Annotated in this window: 10 protein-coding genes; 8 read left to right on the top strand and 2 right to left on the bottom strand. The window is 61.8% G+C overall.

Annotated features, from left to right (window positions below; translation table 11 throughout):
• Positions 1-59: 59 nt before the first annotated feature.
• Together LOY53_RS10165 and LOY53_RS10160 are read right to left on the bottom strand one after the other, a co-directional pair.
• Positions 60-5,981: a neuraminidase-like domain-containing protein gene (locus LOY53_RS10165; protein ID WP_258703956.1), complete on the bottom strand. Its 5,922-nt coding sequence runs from the start codon at positions 5,979-5,981 to the stop codon at positions 60-62.
• 77 nt (positions 5,982-6,058) lie between these two features.
• Positions 6,059-7,528 (bottom strand): Tc toxin subunit A, encoded by a 1,470-nt coding sequence (locus tag LOY53_RS10160; RefSeq protein WP_258703955.1) that lies wholly within the window; start codon positions 7,526-7,528, stop codon positions 6,059-6,061.
• A 348-nt stretch (positions 7,529-7,876) separates the two neighbouring features.
• On the opposite strand from LOY53_RS10160, the gene LOY53_RS10155 reads away from it, so the two are divergent.
• The 8 genes from LOY53_RS10155 (at position 7,877) to LOY53_RS10120 (ending at position 16,699) form a co-directional block, all read left to right on the top strand.
• Complete coding sequence (locus tag LOY53_RS10155) at positions 7,877-9,268, top strand: FAD-binding oxidoreductase (protein WP_099453705.1); 1,392 nt, start codon at positions 7,877-7,879, stop codon at positions 9,266-9,268.
• Between the two features lie 11 nt (positions 9,269-9,279).
• Positions 9,280-10,248 (top strand): NAD(P)-dependent oxidoreductase, encoded by a 969-nt coding sequence (locus LOY53_RS10150; RefSeq protein WP_027593702.1) that lies wholly within the window; start codon positions 9,280-9,282, stop codon positions 10,246-10,248.
• Positions 10,245-11,693, top strand: a complete 1,449-nt coding sequence (locus LOY53_RS10145) for an aldehyde dehydrogenase family protein (protein WP_258703954.1) — start codon at positions 10,245-10,247, stop codon at positions 11,691-11,693. Before LOY53_RS10150 ends, LOY53_RS10145 begins: the two co-directional genes overlap by 4 nt.
• A 241-nt stretch (positions 11,694-11,934) precedes the next feature.
• Positions 11,935-12,252, top strand: coding sequence for a DUF2388 domain-containing protein (locus LOY53_RS10140; RefSeq protein WP_099429773.1), 318 nt, complete (start codon positions 11,935-11,937; stop codon positions 12,250-12,252).
• 132 nt (positions 12,253-12,384) lie between these two features.
• The gene (gene glcD / locus LOY53_RS10135; RefSeq protein ID WP_258703953.1) at positions 12,385-13,884 is read left to right on the top strand and encodes a glycolate oxidase subunit GlcD; all 1,500 of its coding nucleotides are present in this window, start codon (positions 12,385-12,387) and stop codon (positions 13,882-13,884) included.
• Positions 13,884-14,936, top strand: a complete 1,053-nt coding sequence (glcE, locus tag LOY53_RS10130; protein ID WP_258703952.1) for a glycolate oxidase subunit GlcE — start codon at positions 13,884-13,886, stop codon at positions 14,934-14,936. The genes glcD and glcE overlap by 1 nt, the downstream gene beginning before the upstream one ends.
• A 9-nt stretch (positions 14,937-14,945) precedes the next feature.
• On the top strand, positions 14,946-16,169 hold the full coding sequence (gene glcF / locus LOY53_RS10125) for a glycolate oxidase subunit GlcF (protein WP_252823580.1): 1,224 nt from the start codon (positions 14,946-14,948) through the stop codon (positions 16,167-16,169).
• Between the two features lie 191 nt (positions 16,170-16,360).
• Positions 16,361-16,699, top strand: a complete 339-nt coding sequence (locus LOY53_RS10120) for a hypothetical protein (protein WP_252823579.1) — start codon at positions 16,361-16,363, stop codon at positions 16,697-16,699.
• Positions 16,700-16,710: the final 11 nt, after the last annotated feature.

The raw sequence follows: 16,710 nt of genomic DNA, 5'->3' as shown, positions 1-16,710 counted from the left end.
GGTCAGGAAATAGGAAGTCGTCCTCAGCGGAAGGGCACCTGGGTGCCCTCCCCTGCTCCTTAGCGGACGGTGAACTGCACGTGCAGAATGATGTCGCTCAGGCGTTCCAGCAGTGCCCGCTGATCGCCCTGGGCCTGGGCGAAGTTCAACGTCATCTGGGTCTGGTCTTCGCGATCATCCGCCTTGGCGATGTGCAGCCCTTCGAACGGCAGCAACTGGTTGCCCGGGCGCAGCGGCGGGTACCCGTTGAGTTGGCTGAACTGGCCGTTGTCCTGCAGCGCATGGGAGATGCTGGTCTGCTCACAGCCTGCAGGCAGGCCTGGGGCGTTTGTCAGTAACCGCGCATGCACATCCTGGTAAGGGCCAAGCAAAGCTGGCAGCGACACCGCAATGCTGCGGATACGTCGCGAAGCCGCAGTTTCGAAGCCTACTGCCAGGTTCATCGCTTTCAGGCCGAACTGGATCGACAGCATGCCACCCGCGGCCAGTGCAAGGCTGCTGTGTTCAAGCTTGTCATCGACCTCAACTGTTTTACCGTCAAGCAGCGCCTTGACCGCCTCGCCCAGGGTGACGGCTTGGCCTTGCGAACTGAGCTTGCCGTCGAAGAGCCTGGCCAGTGACACCGTGCGTGTGACCTCAAGCTCGCGCTTCTGCCATTTCACCCAGGCTGTTTCCATCTGCCCGAGTGCCAGCATCAGCCCCTCACCACACAGCAAACCCGCCCAGGCACTGTTCCAGGTGCCGGTGCGCAGGTACATCTGCGTGTCGCCCTTCTCCCACTGCAAAGCCTTTTGTGCCATCAGGCAGCGCGACACAGTGAGGTCGTAATAGGTGTAGAAAATGCTCGCCAGGCGTGCGCGCAGCCAGCTGTACATCGCCTTGCCAGTGAACTTGCCTTGGTACAAGGCAAGCTGGGCCTGAGAATGGGCGGCTTGGGTGTGCAAGTGTGCAATATGCATCTGCGCAGAGGTTTCACGTACTGCCAGGGCATCGAGTTGAGCCTGTACGGTCGCCATCTGTTTCTCTGCCGATTCATACTGGAACTTCCAGTCAGCACGACGGCGCGCGAAGACCTCCTCTTGGCTGAGGCGCGACGCCACAAGGCCATACACTTTCGAGCGCGCGCCATAGCCGTAGGCAACTGCCTTCAATGCGTCTTCCGGTTTACCGCCACCGTTGGAGAAACCAAAGATCTTGGGGAAGGCGGCAATGATCGAAGCGCCTGCCATGAGGGCTGATTCACCCGCACCAGCCAGTTCAGACTGGGTTCGCAACTTCAGTGCAAGGCGCTCGCGGTCAGAGACGTTCTTTTGGTAAAGATTCCGGTAGTGATTTCGACTGGCCGTGGCCGCCACCAGCGAACTTTGCAAGGTCACGCGGTCGGCTGCCAGCTCGTTGAGGGTCTGCTTGAACAGCGCCACATTGCTCTCGGCAAGCTCCGCACCCTGGCTGGCCAGCAAGCCTGCCAACGCCTCGGCATCCTGGCGTTCGAGAATCCCTTGCATCGCGTTGCCAAACTGAATCAGCTGGGCGGCCATGCTGCGGGCACCGTCGAGCAGTACGGTGAAGCGCAGCGCCGGCACGTCGTTGATTTCCGGCAGGCCACGTTCGCCACTTGCCTCTGCCGTCACTGCAGCGGCCAGCAGCGCCTTGGGGTCGGCCGGTGTGGCGTATAGCGGCAAGCTCAACGGCTGGCCATCGAGGGTCAGGTTGTGACGCAGGTTGTACTGTCGAATGCGCAGCGCCTCCCAGTAACCGAGTAGGGTACGGTTGACCTCTGGCAGAAATTGGCTTTTGCCGGGCGCTGCGGCCTGCCCCAGCACGGGTTCGTTCCAGCCCGTTGCCGGTGGTGTCCAGGGAGCATCGCCCAGTAGTCTCAGCGCGCGCTGGTACCAGACGCTGGCTTCGCTGAGGGTGTCGCGCTGGAGCTTGCGGTAGGCGGCATCGCCGCGGCCGATGCAAATGTCCAGCAGGCGCATGAAGACGTTGTACTTGTAGTGCATCGGGTCGTTCTGCGCCACGGCATCCGGGTCGAGCGACTTCAGGGGGTCGTCGTTCCAGCTGCTGTCTTCTTCCAGCGGCCGTACATTCCACATCCGCTGCGCGCCTGCGCCGGATCTTGAGTAGCCAGCTGGGTTGAACACGTACTTCAGCCACTGTTCGGCAAGGTCAAAGCGTTCTTCCTGAAGGAAGCGCTGCATGACCAACATTGGGGTGTAATAGAACAACTCCCAGAAATACAGGGCATTGGCGCCGGTGAAGTCCATGCGGTCACTGGCGTTCTTGCCGAAGGCCTGCACACTGTCGACATTGTCCTTGGACAATTTGCTGCCGTTGGCGGGTGCAGTATCAGAATCCCGCTGGATGGCCAGCGTAGTGCTGTTAATCATGATGCTATGGCCTGACCCGGCCGTGTTATGTATGGCGCTGTACTGCGTTTCCAAGTGATAGAACTGCTGAGTGCCATAAACCAGGCCCGGCTCGAACATCATGTCAGCCAGCACCTTGGCGTTGTCACTAAGCTCGCCCTCCCAGAGCAAGGTGCGCGTGTTCGGCCCGGTAGCCAGCCAGACTTTGGCCTTGCGGTCTGCTGCACCGTGGTAAGAAGCCTTGTACACAGGAAGGGTCAGACGCACCACGACGCCAAGTTCTGGCTCATGTAGGTTTTGGGTGTCGTAGTTCAGGATTGAGTCGATCCCCGACACCGCCTGTACCGTCAGCTCCCGGGCGAACAGGGTGTTGAGGCGGGTCACCTGCCGCCTGTGCGCCAGATACTGAGCGCCTTGATCAGTGGTACCGATGATGGCGGTCTTGAGTACATCGGCATCCTTGTAAACCTTGACGGTGTAGTTGCGGGTGTTGCCGTTGCCGAACTGGAACTCGACGCGGTGCAGGGCTTCGCTACCCCCGTCCCACTCGCTGATATCGCCCATTGGCGCGGTGGTGCTCAACTGTACCTGCGCCGGCCTTAGTGACAGATCGTATTCCTGGTTGGCCTTTACGGTCTTCCAGCGCGCGCCATCGACGCTGTAGATGCGACATAACACTTCCTCAGCACGAACTCTGCCAAGCATGTTCAGGTAATCCCGAGGGACGATGGACTCTTGCGGGCGACCTCCAGGATAGGCAAGCGCCTCAGTTACGCTAATTTGGACGCGATCTCCCGAACGCTTATCGAAGGCGAGGTACAGGTGTAAAAGTGGATAATTTGCTGCACGGATCTTGTAACGACCGATATAGGCTGAACCTGCGACTGTTGCAACCTCCTGAAAATCAGTCATTTCAGGGGTATTCCCAAAGTCACCTACCTTGACGACCTCCGTTAGATCATGCCTGTGCATGCGCTCAGAGCTGATACACAAGTACCCCCAATCCTGGCTACCCTCTTTACGCACCAGAAACGCACCGTGACCACTGCGCAGCAGCCCGGGTATTGCCTTCGCCTCTGTGCCAAGTGCGGGGTACTTCTCAATCAGTGCTGCAACCCATTTATTCTCAATGGCTGGCCGCCTTGACGTGACTGACAACTGGCTTCGAAAATACAGGCTGTAGGTATTCCCAACCTCCCCTGCCACGCCGGTAACCTTGGCTTCATCGAGCCTTGCCTCAAATTGCGTAAAACGACTGGGCGTCCCATTCCCGGCAGTGACCGGCATGCGATTTTCCGCGCTTGGCAGCCCCAGCCCTTCGAAAACCGCGCACATGCCGGTATCAATGGTGGTATCCAGCCAGTGCTGCACCCGCCCCAGGAACAGTGCGACACTGCCCAGCGTGCGGCTGCAGAAGTTCTCGGAAATCTCCAAGCCGGCAACAGAAGAAGCTTCGCTCACTTTCGCTGCAGTCCGATCATAGATGGCGGCCAGCAACCCCTCACGTTGCGGCCAGGCTGCAAGAAACAACGAGAGGTTTTCCAGCACTGTTTCATCGCCAATATTGACCACGAGCGGGTACTCGATGGGCACGCTCCACTTGCCGTCATAACGCAGCCAGGCCAGCTTGAACGTCCAGCTCCACTCACGCAGTTTTGGCTGCCCTTTGTCATCACGGGTGATGATGTGCTCCTGGCGCTCTACCCAGCCCAGGTGCAGACGCCCGCGGATTACCACCGGCCGAATCTGGCGCCCTTGCACTTGCGGGGCCAGCTCGATTTTCGTCCAGGCGGTCCAGGCATTGGCCGGCAGCACGCCATCTAGGGCACGCTTGGCTTCGTCTACAGTGCGCCACCAGTACTGGTGAGGCTGGCTGCGGCTACGCCCGATAAACCAGGATTTGCCCGTGTCGGCTTCGCGGCTGTCGTGATAGCCACTGATAGTCTCCAGGTTGGCCACTTCCTCGAACGCACTCAGGTAGCCCTGGAAGGCATCGCCCACCGTATCGTCATTGATCTGCGCCTGCCCCAGCGTTTGCAGCATGTCGTCCATTGCCCGGGTTTGCCCCAGGCGTACCGTCGGGTCGATGTAGTTTTCTGGGTAGTACATCAGCATTTGCCCGGCGGCCCAGTTGGCATAGCTGGCGTTCCAACGCGTCCAGTCCTTGAAGAACTGCCGACCCAGGACAGCATGGCGCACGTTGGCCGGGTCTTCTGGGGTCGACAGGGTGCAGTGGATAAACTGCTGCAGGGCCGACATCGCTTCGGCGATACGGCTGCTTATCACCTGTTCGGCGTTTAGCACGTCGATCAACAGGTGCTTGTTCAGCGCTTCGACAGTGAAGTTCTGTTTCGCGCCCAGCACGCCCGTCAGCGCCAGGCTAAGCGGCCGCTGCGTGGCGGCATGGGCCGCCGTAACCTGCGACGGCTTCAGGCCTGCCTGAAAAGCGTCTGCCATCTGCCGCCATCCGGCCCAGTCGTCGTCCTGGGTCAGCAATCTTGCCAGCGTGTCCGGCATCACGGCATAGGCCTCGGCCAGTTTCGCCCATTGCATCAGCAGTTCGATTTCCTGCCAGCTGTGGACTTTTGCCGGCTCTTTCAGCGCTTCCTGGCCATGTGCATGCGCAGCCGCCTGCGCCAACGTCGCTTGAGCAACACCGGTAGTCATAGAAAGCTGGGCCAACGACACGCCTGCACCTTCACTAAGTGCCGCCAGCAATGCGCCGCCTGCGCCTGACGGGTCTGGTAGCTTGCTTAGCCAGTCACTGAAGTTGCCGAGCGCCATGAGGGTCTGGACATCCCGCAGCAAGCCAGCGCTGCCACTGTGCCCGGCGTTGGCTGCCAGCAACTGCGGCTTTTCCACCAACAGGAGCAGCGCATCGCCTGTGACGCCGCATCCATGTGCGATGAGCGCCATTTGCGCGAGGGTGTAGGCAACGTCGACCAAGGCACGTTCATGCGGGGCCGATGGGTCGGCCTTGCGCAGGCGGTCGCAGGCCTGCTGCAGCGTGAGCCCACTTGGCTTGGCACGGTTTACCCAGTTCAACAATGCTTGCGCCAACGCATCACCACTGAGGTTGAACGTGGAGGCGATCAAGGGCGAAAGCACGTCTAGCAGATCCTGCACTGTCGGTGCTTGGGGTAGTTGCGCGGCGCTCAAGGCGGCCTGCATGTCGTTGAGCAGGTTGCCGACTTCCGTACTGGCTGGGATGGCCTGGACAGCACGGGTCATCAGTTGCAGATCGCGAACGGTCCAGCCACGGGCGGCCATCCAGTCGGTGGTACTGCGCACCTCTTGCAACAACAGTTGCCATCCGCTGTTGTCCAGCGAATGCATCGGATGCGGCGCGCCCATCATCTGCAGCAGTTGGCGCAGCTCAGCAAGCGTCAGACCGTGATGCCGAGCCCACAGGCTCAAGGTGTACAGCGCGGACAAATGGGACAGGATGACATTCATGCCGACGTCGGCCTGCGGAAGACCACTGATGAGCCGGCCCAGCTCGAACAGCCCTTCGTCATCGGTTTGGCATGCACGTTTGAGGGTTGCCTTGATGTCGGCATGCTCGCTGGCATGGTCTGGGTGCAGGCGCAGCCGTGTATTGGTTCTGGTCAAACCACCTGCAACCAGTGGCGGGTCATTGAACAGGCGGTCGAATTGACTTTTTTCAGTGCCGTCGGACGCTTCTGAGATTAACCCCGGGCCATGAGCAGCGCGTCCTGGTGATCGATGCCGTAACGCTTTACTGAATGGGCGGTGCGCAAAACAACGGCCAGCGTCTGGTCGGTAATCTGGCTTGGGTCAACGCTGTTTATGATGTCTTGCAGTGCCCGTGGTGACAGCTGGGTCACTTTGTACAGGCGAACGATCTTGTTCAACTGAAGCAGATACGCTGCGATCGACAACCGCGTGCAGGTAACATTTAACGTGCTTTCACGGCTCTCATGGTTAGCGCTACGGGACCGCGTCCATTTAGCCGTGAGCGCGGCCTCGGCCGGCACGTCGGCCCATTCGAAACTGTGGCGATACTCGACATCTTGCACATAGTGGCCGAGCCCATAATCTGACGCTTTCAATTCAAACTCAAAAGGACCGCTGAGTTCAAATTTAACAACGCGATTGATCTGAAACTTGAACGCCAACTGCCAGGTGTCGTTATGCAATGGATACAGTCGAACATAACGCATATTGGAAGGCGTATCACTCAACGTCAACTCGATGATTTCGTCATCGGCACGGGTCGTCAGCGTGCGCCCACTGTATTCAGCTTTATCCATTTCCCCCATGAAGCCTTGCAGCTCAGCGTCTGTCAGGCCAAACCAACTGCGCAAGCGCGCGGGCTGCATCATGGAAGCGGGCGTCATGCCAGGAAAGTACTTGATAAACTGCGCTTCAGCATTCTGCTCGTTGATGCCGTCTGTCAATAAACGGCGCAACGCGGGCGAGATATCATAGTGAAGGCAAGCCAGTGCCGCGTCATCCATATGTTTAGCGAAATGGGATGCCGCCAGTAGGTGCGACAGATCTGGATCGTTCTGGACAAACACCTGACGCAGACGGTTGTAATGATGATGGTACGGCGTCGTGCTGGTGCCGACATCGCTCGACAGCGTTTGAAGGAGCTGGTCATTATTCAGCGCCGGGCTGCCCGGCTGGGTAAGCGCCGCAATCGCCCGGCTCAGCACTATCTCATTGGACAGGCTGAGGGCACTGATCGGCGTGTCCAGATTGTGCTGGCTGAGTATCAATTGCCGCAGGTCGGGGCGGCGTTGATCGATATGCCAAGGATTGGTCGCGGGGTACAACTCCTTCGCCTGCTTATACAACTCTGCCAGGTAAGCCGCCGGCGAAAACATTGAAGCCACGTCCCCTGGGGCACAGTATCGTGGTGCGCGCTCCTGCTGCCAGCTTTCATCGAGGACAATTCTAGTCGTTGTCTCGATCGGCTGATCGTCAACGTGCTGGAGGCTCTCCGGCACAAGCGGAGAATTACGGATGATGGTACTTTTCTCATCGAGCAGGGTTCGGTTGCATGCCCGGCGTACTTGGTCGTGCAACTGGCGAGCTTCGTCAATATCAACGCTATCGCCCAATTGCTCACGCAGTTCTTCTACAGACAGATCGCCCACACACGCCAGCGAATCGACCTTAAGCTTGCTCATGAGAGACTTACGCTGTTCGGAATAATCTTGAATCATTAGATAACCTTACTGCAATAACCACTAGACAAGCCCACCCCAGGGTGAGCAACTATTGAACTTGGCGAACCCATTCAAACACGGCGACACTAATGGATTACCGCGAGGAAAAGACCTCGCAGAACTGCTAGCCAGGAACTATCACCCTCAGAAACAAGCCGTCAGTTTTATTCCTTTATGATGTAAGCGTTCTCAGAACGCCCCCTCCAGGCACGCGCCCACGTCCTATCAATTGTCATGACTGTAATATCGCCCCCCGGCCGCACTGAGCATCATGTGTACACAAGACAAACATGCTCAGAGGCACCCCTCATGTACCGTGGATTCTGGTATGCCCAGGCGCTGGACCTGGACAGCGACCTCGCCCCTGCCCTGCAGGACTCGATTCAAGCCGACGTGTGCATTGTCGGCGGTGGCTTCCTTGGCCTGTGGTCGGCCATCCGCCTGAAGCAGGCCCACCCGGAAAAAACCATCGTCATCGTCGAGCGCGACCGTTGCGGTTCAGGCGCAAGCGGACGTAACGGCGGCGTTGCCACCAACTGGTGGGGCAAGTACCTGTCGGTGCGGACCATTTGCGGCGACGTCGAGGCGCGGCGCATCTGCGAGGCGGCAGAGTCGGCCATCGACGAGATCGGCAGCTTTTGCCAGGAACATGGCATCGACGCGCAGTACCGCAAGGATGGCTGGTTGTGGACGGCCACGAACCAACGCCAGATGAACTCCTGGCGGGTGCTGACCGATGGCCTGCAAAAGCTAGACGTCAACCCATTCCAAGAGCTTGACCGCCAGACCATTCGCGGGCGGGTCGGCTCACCGCTGGTACTGGGTGGCATCTATGACCCCAACGCCGCCACCGTACAGCCCGCCATGCTCGCGCGGGGCCTGCGCCGGGTGGCGCTGAAGCTTGGCGTGCAGGTCTTCGAGAAATCGCCGTTCACCCACCTGCAGCGTGGCGCCAACCCGGTGGTGCACACCGCCAAGGGCCATGTGAAGGCCAAGCACGTGGTGCTGGCACTCAACGCCTGGGGCGCACAGTTCCCAGAGTTGCGCCGAATGATTGCGATCATGTCCAGCGACATGGTGGCGACAGCCCCTGTCAAGGCCAAGCTCGATGCCATCGGTTTCAGCCGCGGCGAATGCATGACCGACTCGCGCACCGTGCTCAACTACTGGCGCAACACCCCTGATGGCCGCGTAGTCTTCGGCAAGCCGCTGGGCCAATTCGCTTATGCCGGACGCATCGGCAACCTCTACGAGAAGCCTTCCCCTGCTGCCGATAAAGTGGCTGCCGAGCTGCGCCGGCTGTACCCGCAACTTGCCGATGTACCGGTGGTCAGCAGCTGGACCGGCCCCATCGACCGGGCCATGAAGGGCTTGCCGAACTTCGGCTACCTCGATCACCACCAGAACATCAGTTACGGCATCGGCTTCTCTGGCAATGGCGTGGCCACCACCGTGTTTGCCAGCCGCATCATCAAGTCGCTGGTCGAGCATGCCAATGACGAATGGGCCAACTGCGGCCTGGTCAACCAGAAGATGAAGATGCTGCCGCCAGAGCCGTTCCGCTTCTTTGGCGCGCACATGGTGCGTGATGCCCTGGTCCGCAAGGAATCGCTCGAAGACCATGACCAGGACGCCGGTTTCCTCACCCGCCGCCTGGTGGCCATGGCCCCAGCCGGCTACGTGCCGGCCCAGAAAAAATAAGGAAACGGACCGTGAGCGAACATATCGTACTGCTCGACGACGAGGGCCTGGCGCCCTCCACCCGCCTAAAGCGCCCGGCCTGCGAGCACACCTGGCAGCAGTTTGCCTACACCCACCCCGAGCAGGTGCTCGAACACCTCAAGGACGCAACCATCGCCTTTACCTGCAGCGTGCCGCTGCGTGAGGAACACCTGCGTCAGTTGCCAAAACTGAAGATGATTTCGCTGGCCCTCACCGGCCGCGATATCGTCGATGTCGATTACTGCGATGCCCATGGCATCGAAGTGGCCAGTGTGCCGGGCTATGCCGCCAACACCGTGGCCGAGCACAGCCTGGCGATGATCCTCGAACTGTTCCGCCGCCCGGCCGCGTTCACGCGTTTGATGCGCCAGGTGCATGCCGGCGAGAAGCCGCAGCAGAACATCTACTTCAACCACCGCATCCGCGACGTGCGCGACAAGCAGCTGGCAATCATCGGCAGCGGCCCGATCGCACTGCGTCTGGCGCACCTGGCGCGGGCCTTCGGCATGCAGGTGCTGTTTGAAGACCGTGGCGGCAAGCGCCAGGGGCCGGACTGCCGACCGCTGGCCGAACTGCTGCGCAGTTGCGACGTGCTGTCGATCAACTGCCCGCTGACGCCCGACACCTACAACCTCATCGATGCCGAACAACTGGCCCTGATGAAGCCGGACGCCCTGGTGGTCAATACCGGCCGTGGCGGCGTGGTCAACGAAGCCGCGCTGATCCAGGCGCTACGGGACGGCCGCCTGGGCGGCGTGGCGCTGGATGTGGTCGAGCACGAGCCACTGCACCCTAGCAACCCGCTGTTCCAACTGATCGAGCGCGATGATTTCTTGCTCAACCCGCACATTGCCTGGAGCAGTGAAGATGCCATGCAGCAATTAATGGACAGCGCCGTGGACAACATCAGCGACTTCGTCGCCCGCCAAGCCAACGTAAAAAGGAGCCGAACCGCATGACCCTGGTCACCAAGAGCAGCTATGTCGATGGCGCCTTCGTCGCCCCAGGCAGCAGCGATGTGCTGGAAAACCGCAACCCGTCCAACCCGAGCGAGGTGGTAGAGCGCTTCGCCCGCGCCGATCAGGCACTGACCGAACAGGCCCTGCTTGCTGCCCGCCGCGCCGCCCCCGCTTGGGCGCGCAGCAACCCGCAGCAACGCGCCGATGCGCTGGACTTCATTGGCAGCGAAATCCTCGCCCGCCGAGAAGAACTGGCCACACTGCTGGCCCGCGAGGAAGGCAAGGTGGCGCGTGAGGCACTGGGCGAAGTCGACCGTGCCGGCCGCTCGTTCAAGTTCTACGCCCAGGAAGCCCTGCGCGCCGAAGGCGAGAAATACCAGTCGGTACGCCAGGACGTAGGCATCGATGTGTTTACCCAGCCGCTGGGCGTGGTCGCCATCATCGCGCCGTGGAACTTCCCGATCGCCATCCCGGCCTGGAAGATCGCCCCAGCCCTGTGTTTCGGCAACTGTGTAGTGTTCAAGCCAGCCGAATTGGTGCCCTCCTCGGCCTGGGCGCTGGCCGAAATCATCTCGCGGGCCGGTTTACCCGCCGGTGTGTTCAACCTGCTGATCGGGCCGGGGCGCAGCGTCGGCGACACCCTGATCCGCTCGCCGCTGGTGGATGGCATCAGCTTCACCGGCTCCGAGCACACCGGCCGGCAGATCGCCAGGCTGGCGGCCGATGGCATGAAGAAAGTGCAACTGGAGATGGGGGGCAAAAACCCATTGATCGTGCTGGACGATGCGAACCTGGAGCAGGCCGTGGAGGTGGCATTGAACGGCTCGTTCTACAGCACCGGCCAACGCTGCACGGCAAGCTCTCGGGTGATCGTCACCGCGGGTATTCATGACGCGTTCGTGGCGCGCCTGGCCGAGCGTACCCGGGCGCTGAATGTGGGCGATGCATTGCAGCCCACCACCGACATCGGCCCCGTGGTCGATAGCCGGCAGTTGGAGCAGAACCTTTCGTACGTGGCCTCAGGCCTTGAGCAAGGCGCGACGCTGGTGTGCGGCGGCGAACGCATCGACAACAAGGACGGGGCATACCTGTTCACACCCGCGCTGTTCACCGACGTGACGCCGCAGATGCGCATCTACCGCGAAGAAATCTTCGGCCCGGTGTTGAGTGTGCTCAAGGTACGTGACTACGACGAGGCGTTTGCAGCTGCCGAGGACACCGCGTTTGGTTTGTCGGCCGGGATCGTCACCACGTCGCTGCGCCATGCCGAGCATTTCAAGCGCAACAGTTCGGCGGGCATGGTCATGGTCAACCTGCCCACGGCGGGCGTGGATTACCACGTGCCATTTGGTGGCAATGGTGCATCGAGCCTGGGCTCACGAGAGCAAGGCACTCACGCACGGCAGTTCTTCACCCGGGTGAAAACCACGTACCAGTTGGCCTGATCTTACGCGCTGTGTAGGAGCAGCCTTGTGCTGCGAAGAGGCCGGTGAATGCAACACAAAAGTTGGTGTGGCATCACCGGCCTCGTCGCAGCACAAGGCTGCTCCTACCCACGACGCAAGACCGTGCATGTCCAGCGCGTGCGGCAGTCCCCTGGCAAAAATTGAACTACTCGCACTCCCAAGCTCTCTTACTCAGTGAGTGGTTTATTTCCTTGGGCTTGACGCTACTGGAGAACACACTATGCGCCACCTATTCCTCGCCCCCGCGCTGCTGCTCCTGCTGCCTGCCGGTGCTGCCCTGGCCCGCGTCGATGCGGGCGACGTGGCCACCTCGGCCGGTGTTTCCGCTTCGCTGTATTCGACCTTCAAGGACGATAAACGGATTATCCCGGCCCGTGACGAGCTGTCTGCCTTCGTCGCCAGCGGCGGTGCTATCCGCGGTGCCTACGTGGAATCGGCGCTGGAACAGGCACGCAAGGACCATCCCGGCCTGCAGGCCAACGACGAAGAACTGGCCCGGGCCATTCTCTCCCAGGACGATCCTGTCGCAAATCATTGAAACCTTGCACTCAGCACACCCACGACTGCTTCTCTTCGCAGATTTAACAGGCGTGGGTGTGCTGCGGGCACACGCAGGCTGAAGGGGTGATACGCTTCCAACGACAATAACAATTGCCGCCGAGTGAGCCCCATGAACATCCTCTACGACGAGCGGGTCGATGGAGCGCTGCCTGACGTGGACCTGCCCGCCCTGCTCAAGGCCCTGCGCGATGCGCTGCCGGACCTGACGATGCTTCATCGCGCAGAAGACCTCAAACCTTACGAGTGTGACGGGCTTTCCGCCTACCGGACTGTGCCCCTGCTGGTGGTCCTGCCTGAACGCCTGGAACAGGTTCAGACCTTATTGCAACTCTGCCACCAACGTGGCGTACCGGTGGTGGCGCGCGGTGCCGGCACCGGGCTTTCCGGGGGTGCCCTGCCACTGGCCAAAGGCATCCTGCTGGTAATGGCGCGCTTCAACCGCATTCTCGAAATAAACCCCGACGGGCGCTTCGCCCGTGTTCAGCCCGGGGTGCGCAACCTGGCCATCTCCCAGGCTGCCGCGCCCCATGGCCTGCACTACGCCCCCGACCCGTCTTCGCAAATCGCCTGCTCCATCGGCGGCAACGTGGCCGAAAATGCCGGGGGCGTGCATTGCTTGAAGTACGGTTTAACCGTGCACAACCTGCTCAAGGTGGAGATGCTCACAGTCGAGGGGGAACGCCTGACACTGGGCAGCGACGCCCTCGACAGCCCCGGTTTCGACGTGTTGGCACTGTTCACCGGCTCCGAAGGCATGCTCGGCATCATCACCGAAGTGACCGTCAAGTTGCTGCCCAAGCCCCAGGTGGCGCGGGTGTTGCTCGCCAGCTTCGACTGCGTCGAGGACGCCGGCAGGGCAGTGGCCGACATCATCGGCGCCGGGATAATCCCCGGCGGACTGGAGATGATGGATAACCTGGCGATTCGCGCTGCCGAGGACTTCATCCACGCGGGCTACCCCGTGGATGCGGCGGCGATTCTGCTGTGCGAACTCGATGGTGTCGAAGCCGATGTGCATGACGACTGCGAGCGGGTCGCGGCCGTGCTGACCCAAGCCGGCGCACGCGAGGTGCGGCTGGCCTGTGACGAGGCAGAACGCGCGCGCTTCTGGGCCGGGCGCAAGAACGCCTTCCCGGCGGTAGGGCGTATTTCACCCGACTACTATTGCATGGATGGCACCATCCCACGCCGCGAGCTGCCCCGCGTACTCAAGGGCATCAGCGCACTCTCCGAACAGTACGGTTTGCGCGTGGCCAATGTGTTCCATGCCGGCGATGGCAACATGCACCCGCTGATCCTGTTCGATGCCAACCTGCCCGGCGAACTGGAACGCGCCGAAGCCATTGGCGGCAAGATCCTCGAACTGTGCGTCGCGGTAGGCGGCAGCATTACCGGCGAGCACGGCGTCGGGCGGGAGAAGATCAACCAGATGTGCGCGCAGTTCAACAGCGACGAAATCACCCTGTTCCACGCCGTCAAGGCCGCCTTCGACCCACAAGGGTTGCTCAACCCTGGCAAGAACATCCCCACCCTGCACCGCTGCGCCGAGTTCGGCGCGATGCACGTGCACCACGGGCAATTGCCCTTCCCCGACCTGGAGCGTTTCTGATGGGCAAGGACCGCGACATCAGCCAGGCCCTGCTGGAGCAGGTCAACCAGGCTCTGAACCTGGGCACACCACTGCGAATCCAGGGCGGCAACAGCAAGGCCATGCTCGGCTGCCCGGTCGCCGGGGAAGTCATCGATACCCGGGCCCATCGCGGTATCGTCAGCTACGACCCCACCGAACTGGTACTGACCGCACGCGCCGGCACGCCGCTGCAGGAAGTCGAGGCAGCGCTGCACGAGGCTGGCCAGATGCTGCCTTGCGAGCCCCCGCACCTCGGCCCCGAAGCGACCCTCGGCGGTGTCGTTGCGGCGGGGTTGTCTGGGCCACGCCGGCCCTGGGCCGGAGCGGTGCGCGATCATGTGCTCGGCACCCGGGTGATCACTGGCCACGGCAAACTGCTGCGTTTTGGGGGTGAAGTCATGAAGAACGTCGCCGGGTATGACGTCTCGCGGCTAATGGTCGGCAGTTTCGGTTGCCTTGGCCTGCTGACCGAGGTGTCGCTGAAAGTACTGCCGCGCCCGCGCCAATGCCTGAGCCTATGCCTGCCGATGGACCGTCACCAGGCGCTGGCGGCGCTTACCACCTGGGGCCAGCAGCCGCTGCCGATCAGCGCTGCCTGCCATGACGGCGAGGCGCTGTACCTGCGCCTGGAAGGCGGTGAAGGCTCGGTGCAGTCGGCACGCCAACGCTTGGGAGGTGACGTGCTCGACAGCTGTTTCTGGAACGACCTGCGCGAACAGCGCCTGGCTTTTTTTGACGACCCGTCACCGCTGTGGCGGCTGTCCGTGCCCAACGCCACCGGGGAGCTGAACCTGCCCGGGCGGCAACTGATCGACTGGGGCGGCGCGCAGCGCTGGCTGAAGTCGAGCGCAACAGCGCAATTGATCCGCGCAACGGTCGCCCAGGTCGGCGGCCATGCCACTTGCTACGCACCTGGCGAACAGAGCAGCGCACCGTTGCCCACCGCCCTGCTGCGCTACCACAAAGCCCTCAAACAGCAGCTCGACCCCCAGGGCATCTTCAACCCTGGCCGCCTGCACCCAGACCTGTGAGGGCACACCATGCAAACCAACCTGAGCGAAGCCGCCAAACGCCTGCCCCGCGCCGAAGAGGCCGAACGCATTCTGCGTAGCTGCGTGCACTGTGGATTCTGCACCGCCACCTGCCCCACCTATCAGTTACTCGGCGACGAACTGGATGGCCCTCGCGGGCGCATCTACCTGATCAAACAGGTGCTCGAAGGCGCACCGATCACCGCCAGCACGCAACTGCACCTGGACCGCTGCCTGACCTGCCGCAACTGCGAAACCACCTGCCCTTCAGGCGTGAAGTACCACGACTTGCTGGACATCGGCCGCGCCGTGGTCGAACAGCAAGTGCCACGCCCGCTTGGCCAGCGCCTGCTGCACGGGGGCCTGCGGGCGGTGGTGCCGCGCCCTGCGCTGTTCAAGGCCCTGTGCCGCACTGGGCAAGCCTTGCGCCCGGTGCTGCCGGCAGGCCTGAAAAGCAAGCTGCCCGCCCGGGTGACCGCACCCGGCGTACGGCCGGCGCCACGGCATGCCCGCCGGGTGCTGTTGCTTGAAGGCTGCGTGCAGCCAGCGCTGTCGCCCAATACCAACGCCGCTGCCGCCCGCGTGCTGGACCGGTTGGGGATCAGCGTCGAACCGATTCGCGAAGCCGGTTGCTGTGGTGCGGTGGAGTACCACCTCAATGCCCAAGCTCAAGGCCTGGACCGCGCCCGGCGCAACATCGACGCCTGGTGGCCGGCCATCGAGGCAGGGGCCGAAGCCATCGTGCAAACTGCCAGCGGCTGCGGGGCGTTCGTGCGCGATTACGGCCACTTGCTGGAGGCGGACCCGCGGTATGCCGCCAAGGCGGCGCGAGTCAGTGCCTTGTCTCGCGACTTGGTGGAAGTGCTGTGCGAAGCGCCGGTCGAGCAGCTTGGGCTGTGCGCCGAGCAGCGCGTGGCCTTTCATTGTCCCTGCACTTTGCAGCACGCGCTCAAGCTTGGCGGCGCGGTGGAAGGCCTGCTGACTCGGCTCGGTTTTACCCTGACCGCGGTACAGGATGGCCATTTGTGCTGTGGGTCGGCGGGGACCTATTCGCTGACCCAGCCAGAGCTGTCGCGGCAGTTGCGGGACAACCGGCTGAATGCCTTGGAGAGCGGCAGGCCGCAGGTCATTGTTACTGCCAACATCGGTTGCCAGACCCACCTTGGTGGGGCCGGGCGCACGCCGGTGCGGCATTGGGTTGAAATTGTCGATGCGGGTTTGGGGGCGGGATAGGTATGACGCTAGATATGCAGCGCCTGGGAGATCGAGCGCCGCCCGCGCGGCGCTCGATCTCATAAGCGCAGAAAATCACTAGGCTGAAACACTTTCGGAAATCCCCCACAACTACGTCAGAAATGTCCTACTTGTCGCGCCTGACTGCTGAAAACATGATCCCCTCTGGACGACCCAGAGGAGCCCCCCGCATGCACCAGTCCACTCGCCCCACCGCCGAACTGCGCCACACCCTGCGTGAATTGCTGGCCCACGAGGTCAGCAACCCTGATGACGACCCGCACCTGTCGGGTGTGCTGTTCTTCTGTGCCACCGACGAGCGCACCCGCCAGTTGATCGAGCGCATCGAGTTGCTGGCCAGTGAAGCCTTCTTCGACGCCAGTGGCCGCGCCATCACCCACCGGATGCGGGCGGCTGCGGTTGACGGGGTGCGTATCAAGCAAAAGCACAAGGCACCGGCCGATGAAACGGTGATCCGCATCGCCCTGCCCGACAAAGGCTACATCACGGTCAGCACGGCACGCTTGTAGGCGCAACACGG

Origin of the sequence: Pseudomonas sp. B21-031 (assembly GCF_024748985.1) — a bacterium.
Classification (GTDB): Bacteria; Pseudomonadota; Gammaproteobacteria; order Pseudomonadales; family Pseudomonadaceae; genus Aquipseudomonas; species Aquipseudomonas kermanshahensis.
Note: the sequence above shows the minus strand (reverse complement) of the source record. Positions and strands in the feature narration are given on the sequence as shown.

Coding starts and splice junctions, on each gene's coding strand:
- glcF (WP_252823580.1), top strand. CDS start 14,946: ATGCAAACCAACCTGAGCGAAGCCGCCAAACGCCTGCCCCGCGCCGAA.
- LOY53_RS10145 (WP_258703954.1), top strand. CDS start 10,245: ATGACCCTGGTCACCAAGAGCAGCTATGTCGATGGCGCCTTCGTCGCC.
- glcE (WP_258703952.1), top strand. CDS start 13,884: ATGGGCAAGGACCGCGACATCAGCCAGGCCCTGCTGGAGCAGGTCAAC.
- glcD (WP_258703953.1), top strand. CDS start 12,385: ATGAACATCCTCTACGACGAGCGGGTCGATGGAGCGCTGCCTGACGTG.
- LOY53_RS10160 (WP_258703955.1), bottom strand. CDS start 7,528: ATGAGCAAGCTTAAGGTCGATTCGCTGGCGTGTGTGGGCGATCTGTCT.
- LOY53_RS10155 (WP_099453705.1), top strand. CDS start 7,877: ATGTACCGTGGATTCTGGTATGCCCAGGCGCTGGACCTGGACAGCGAC.
- LOY53_RS10120 (WP_252823579.1), top strand. CDS start 16,361: ATGCACCAGTCCACTCGCCCCACCGCCGAACTGCGCCACACCCTGCGT.
- LOY53_RS10140 (WP_099429773.1), top strand. CDS start 11,935: ATGCGCCACCTATTCCTCGCCCCCGCGCTGCTGCTCCTGCTGCCTGCC.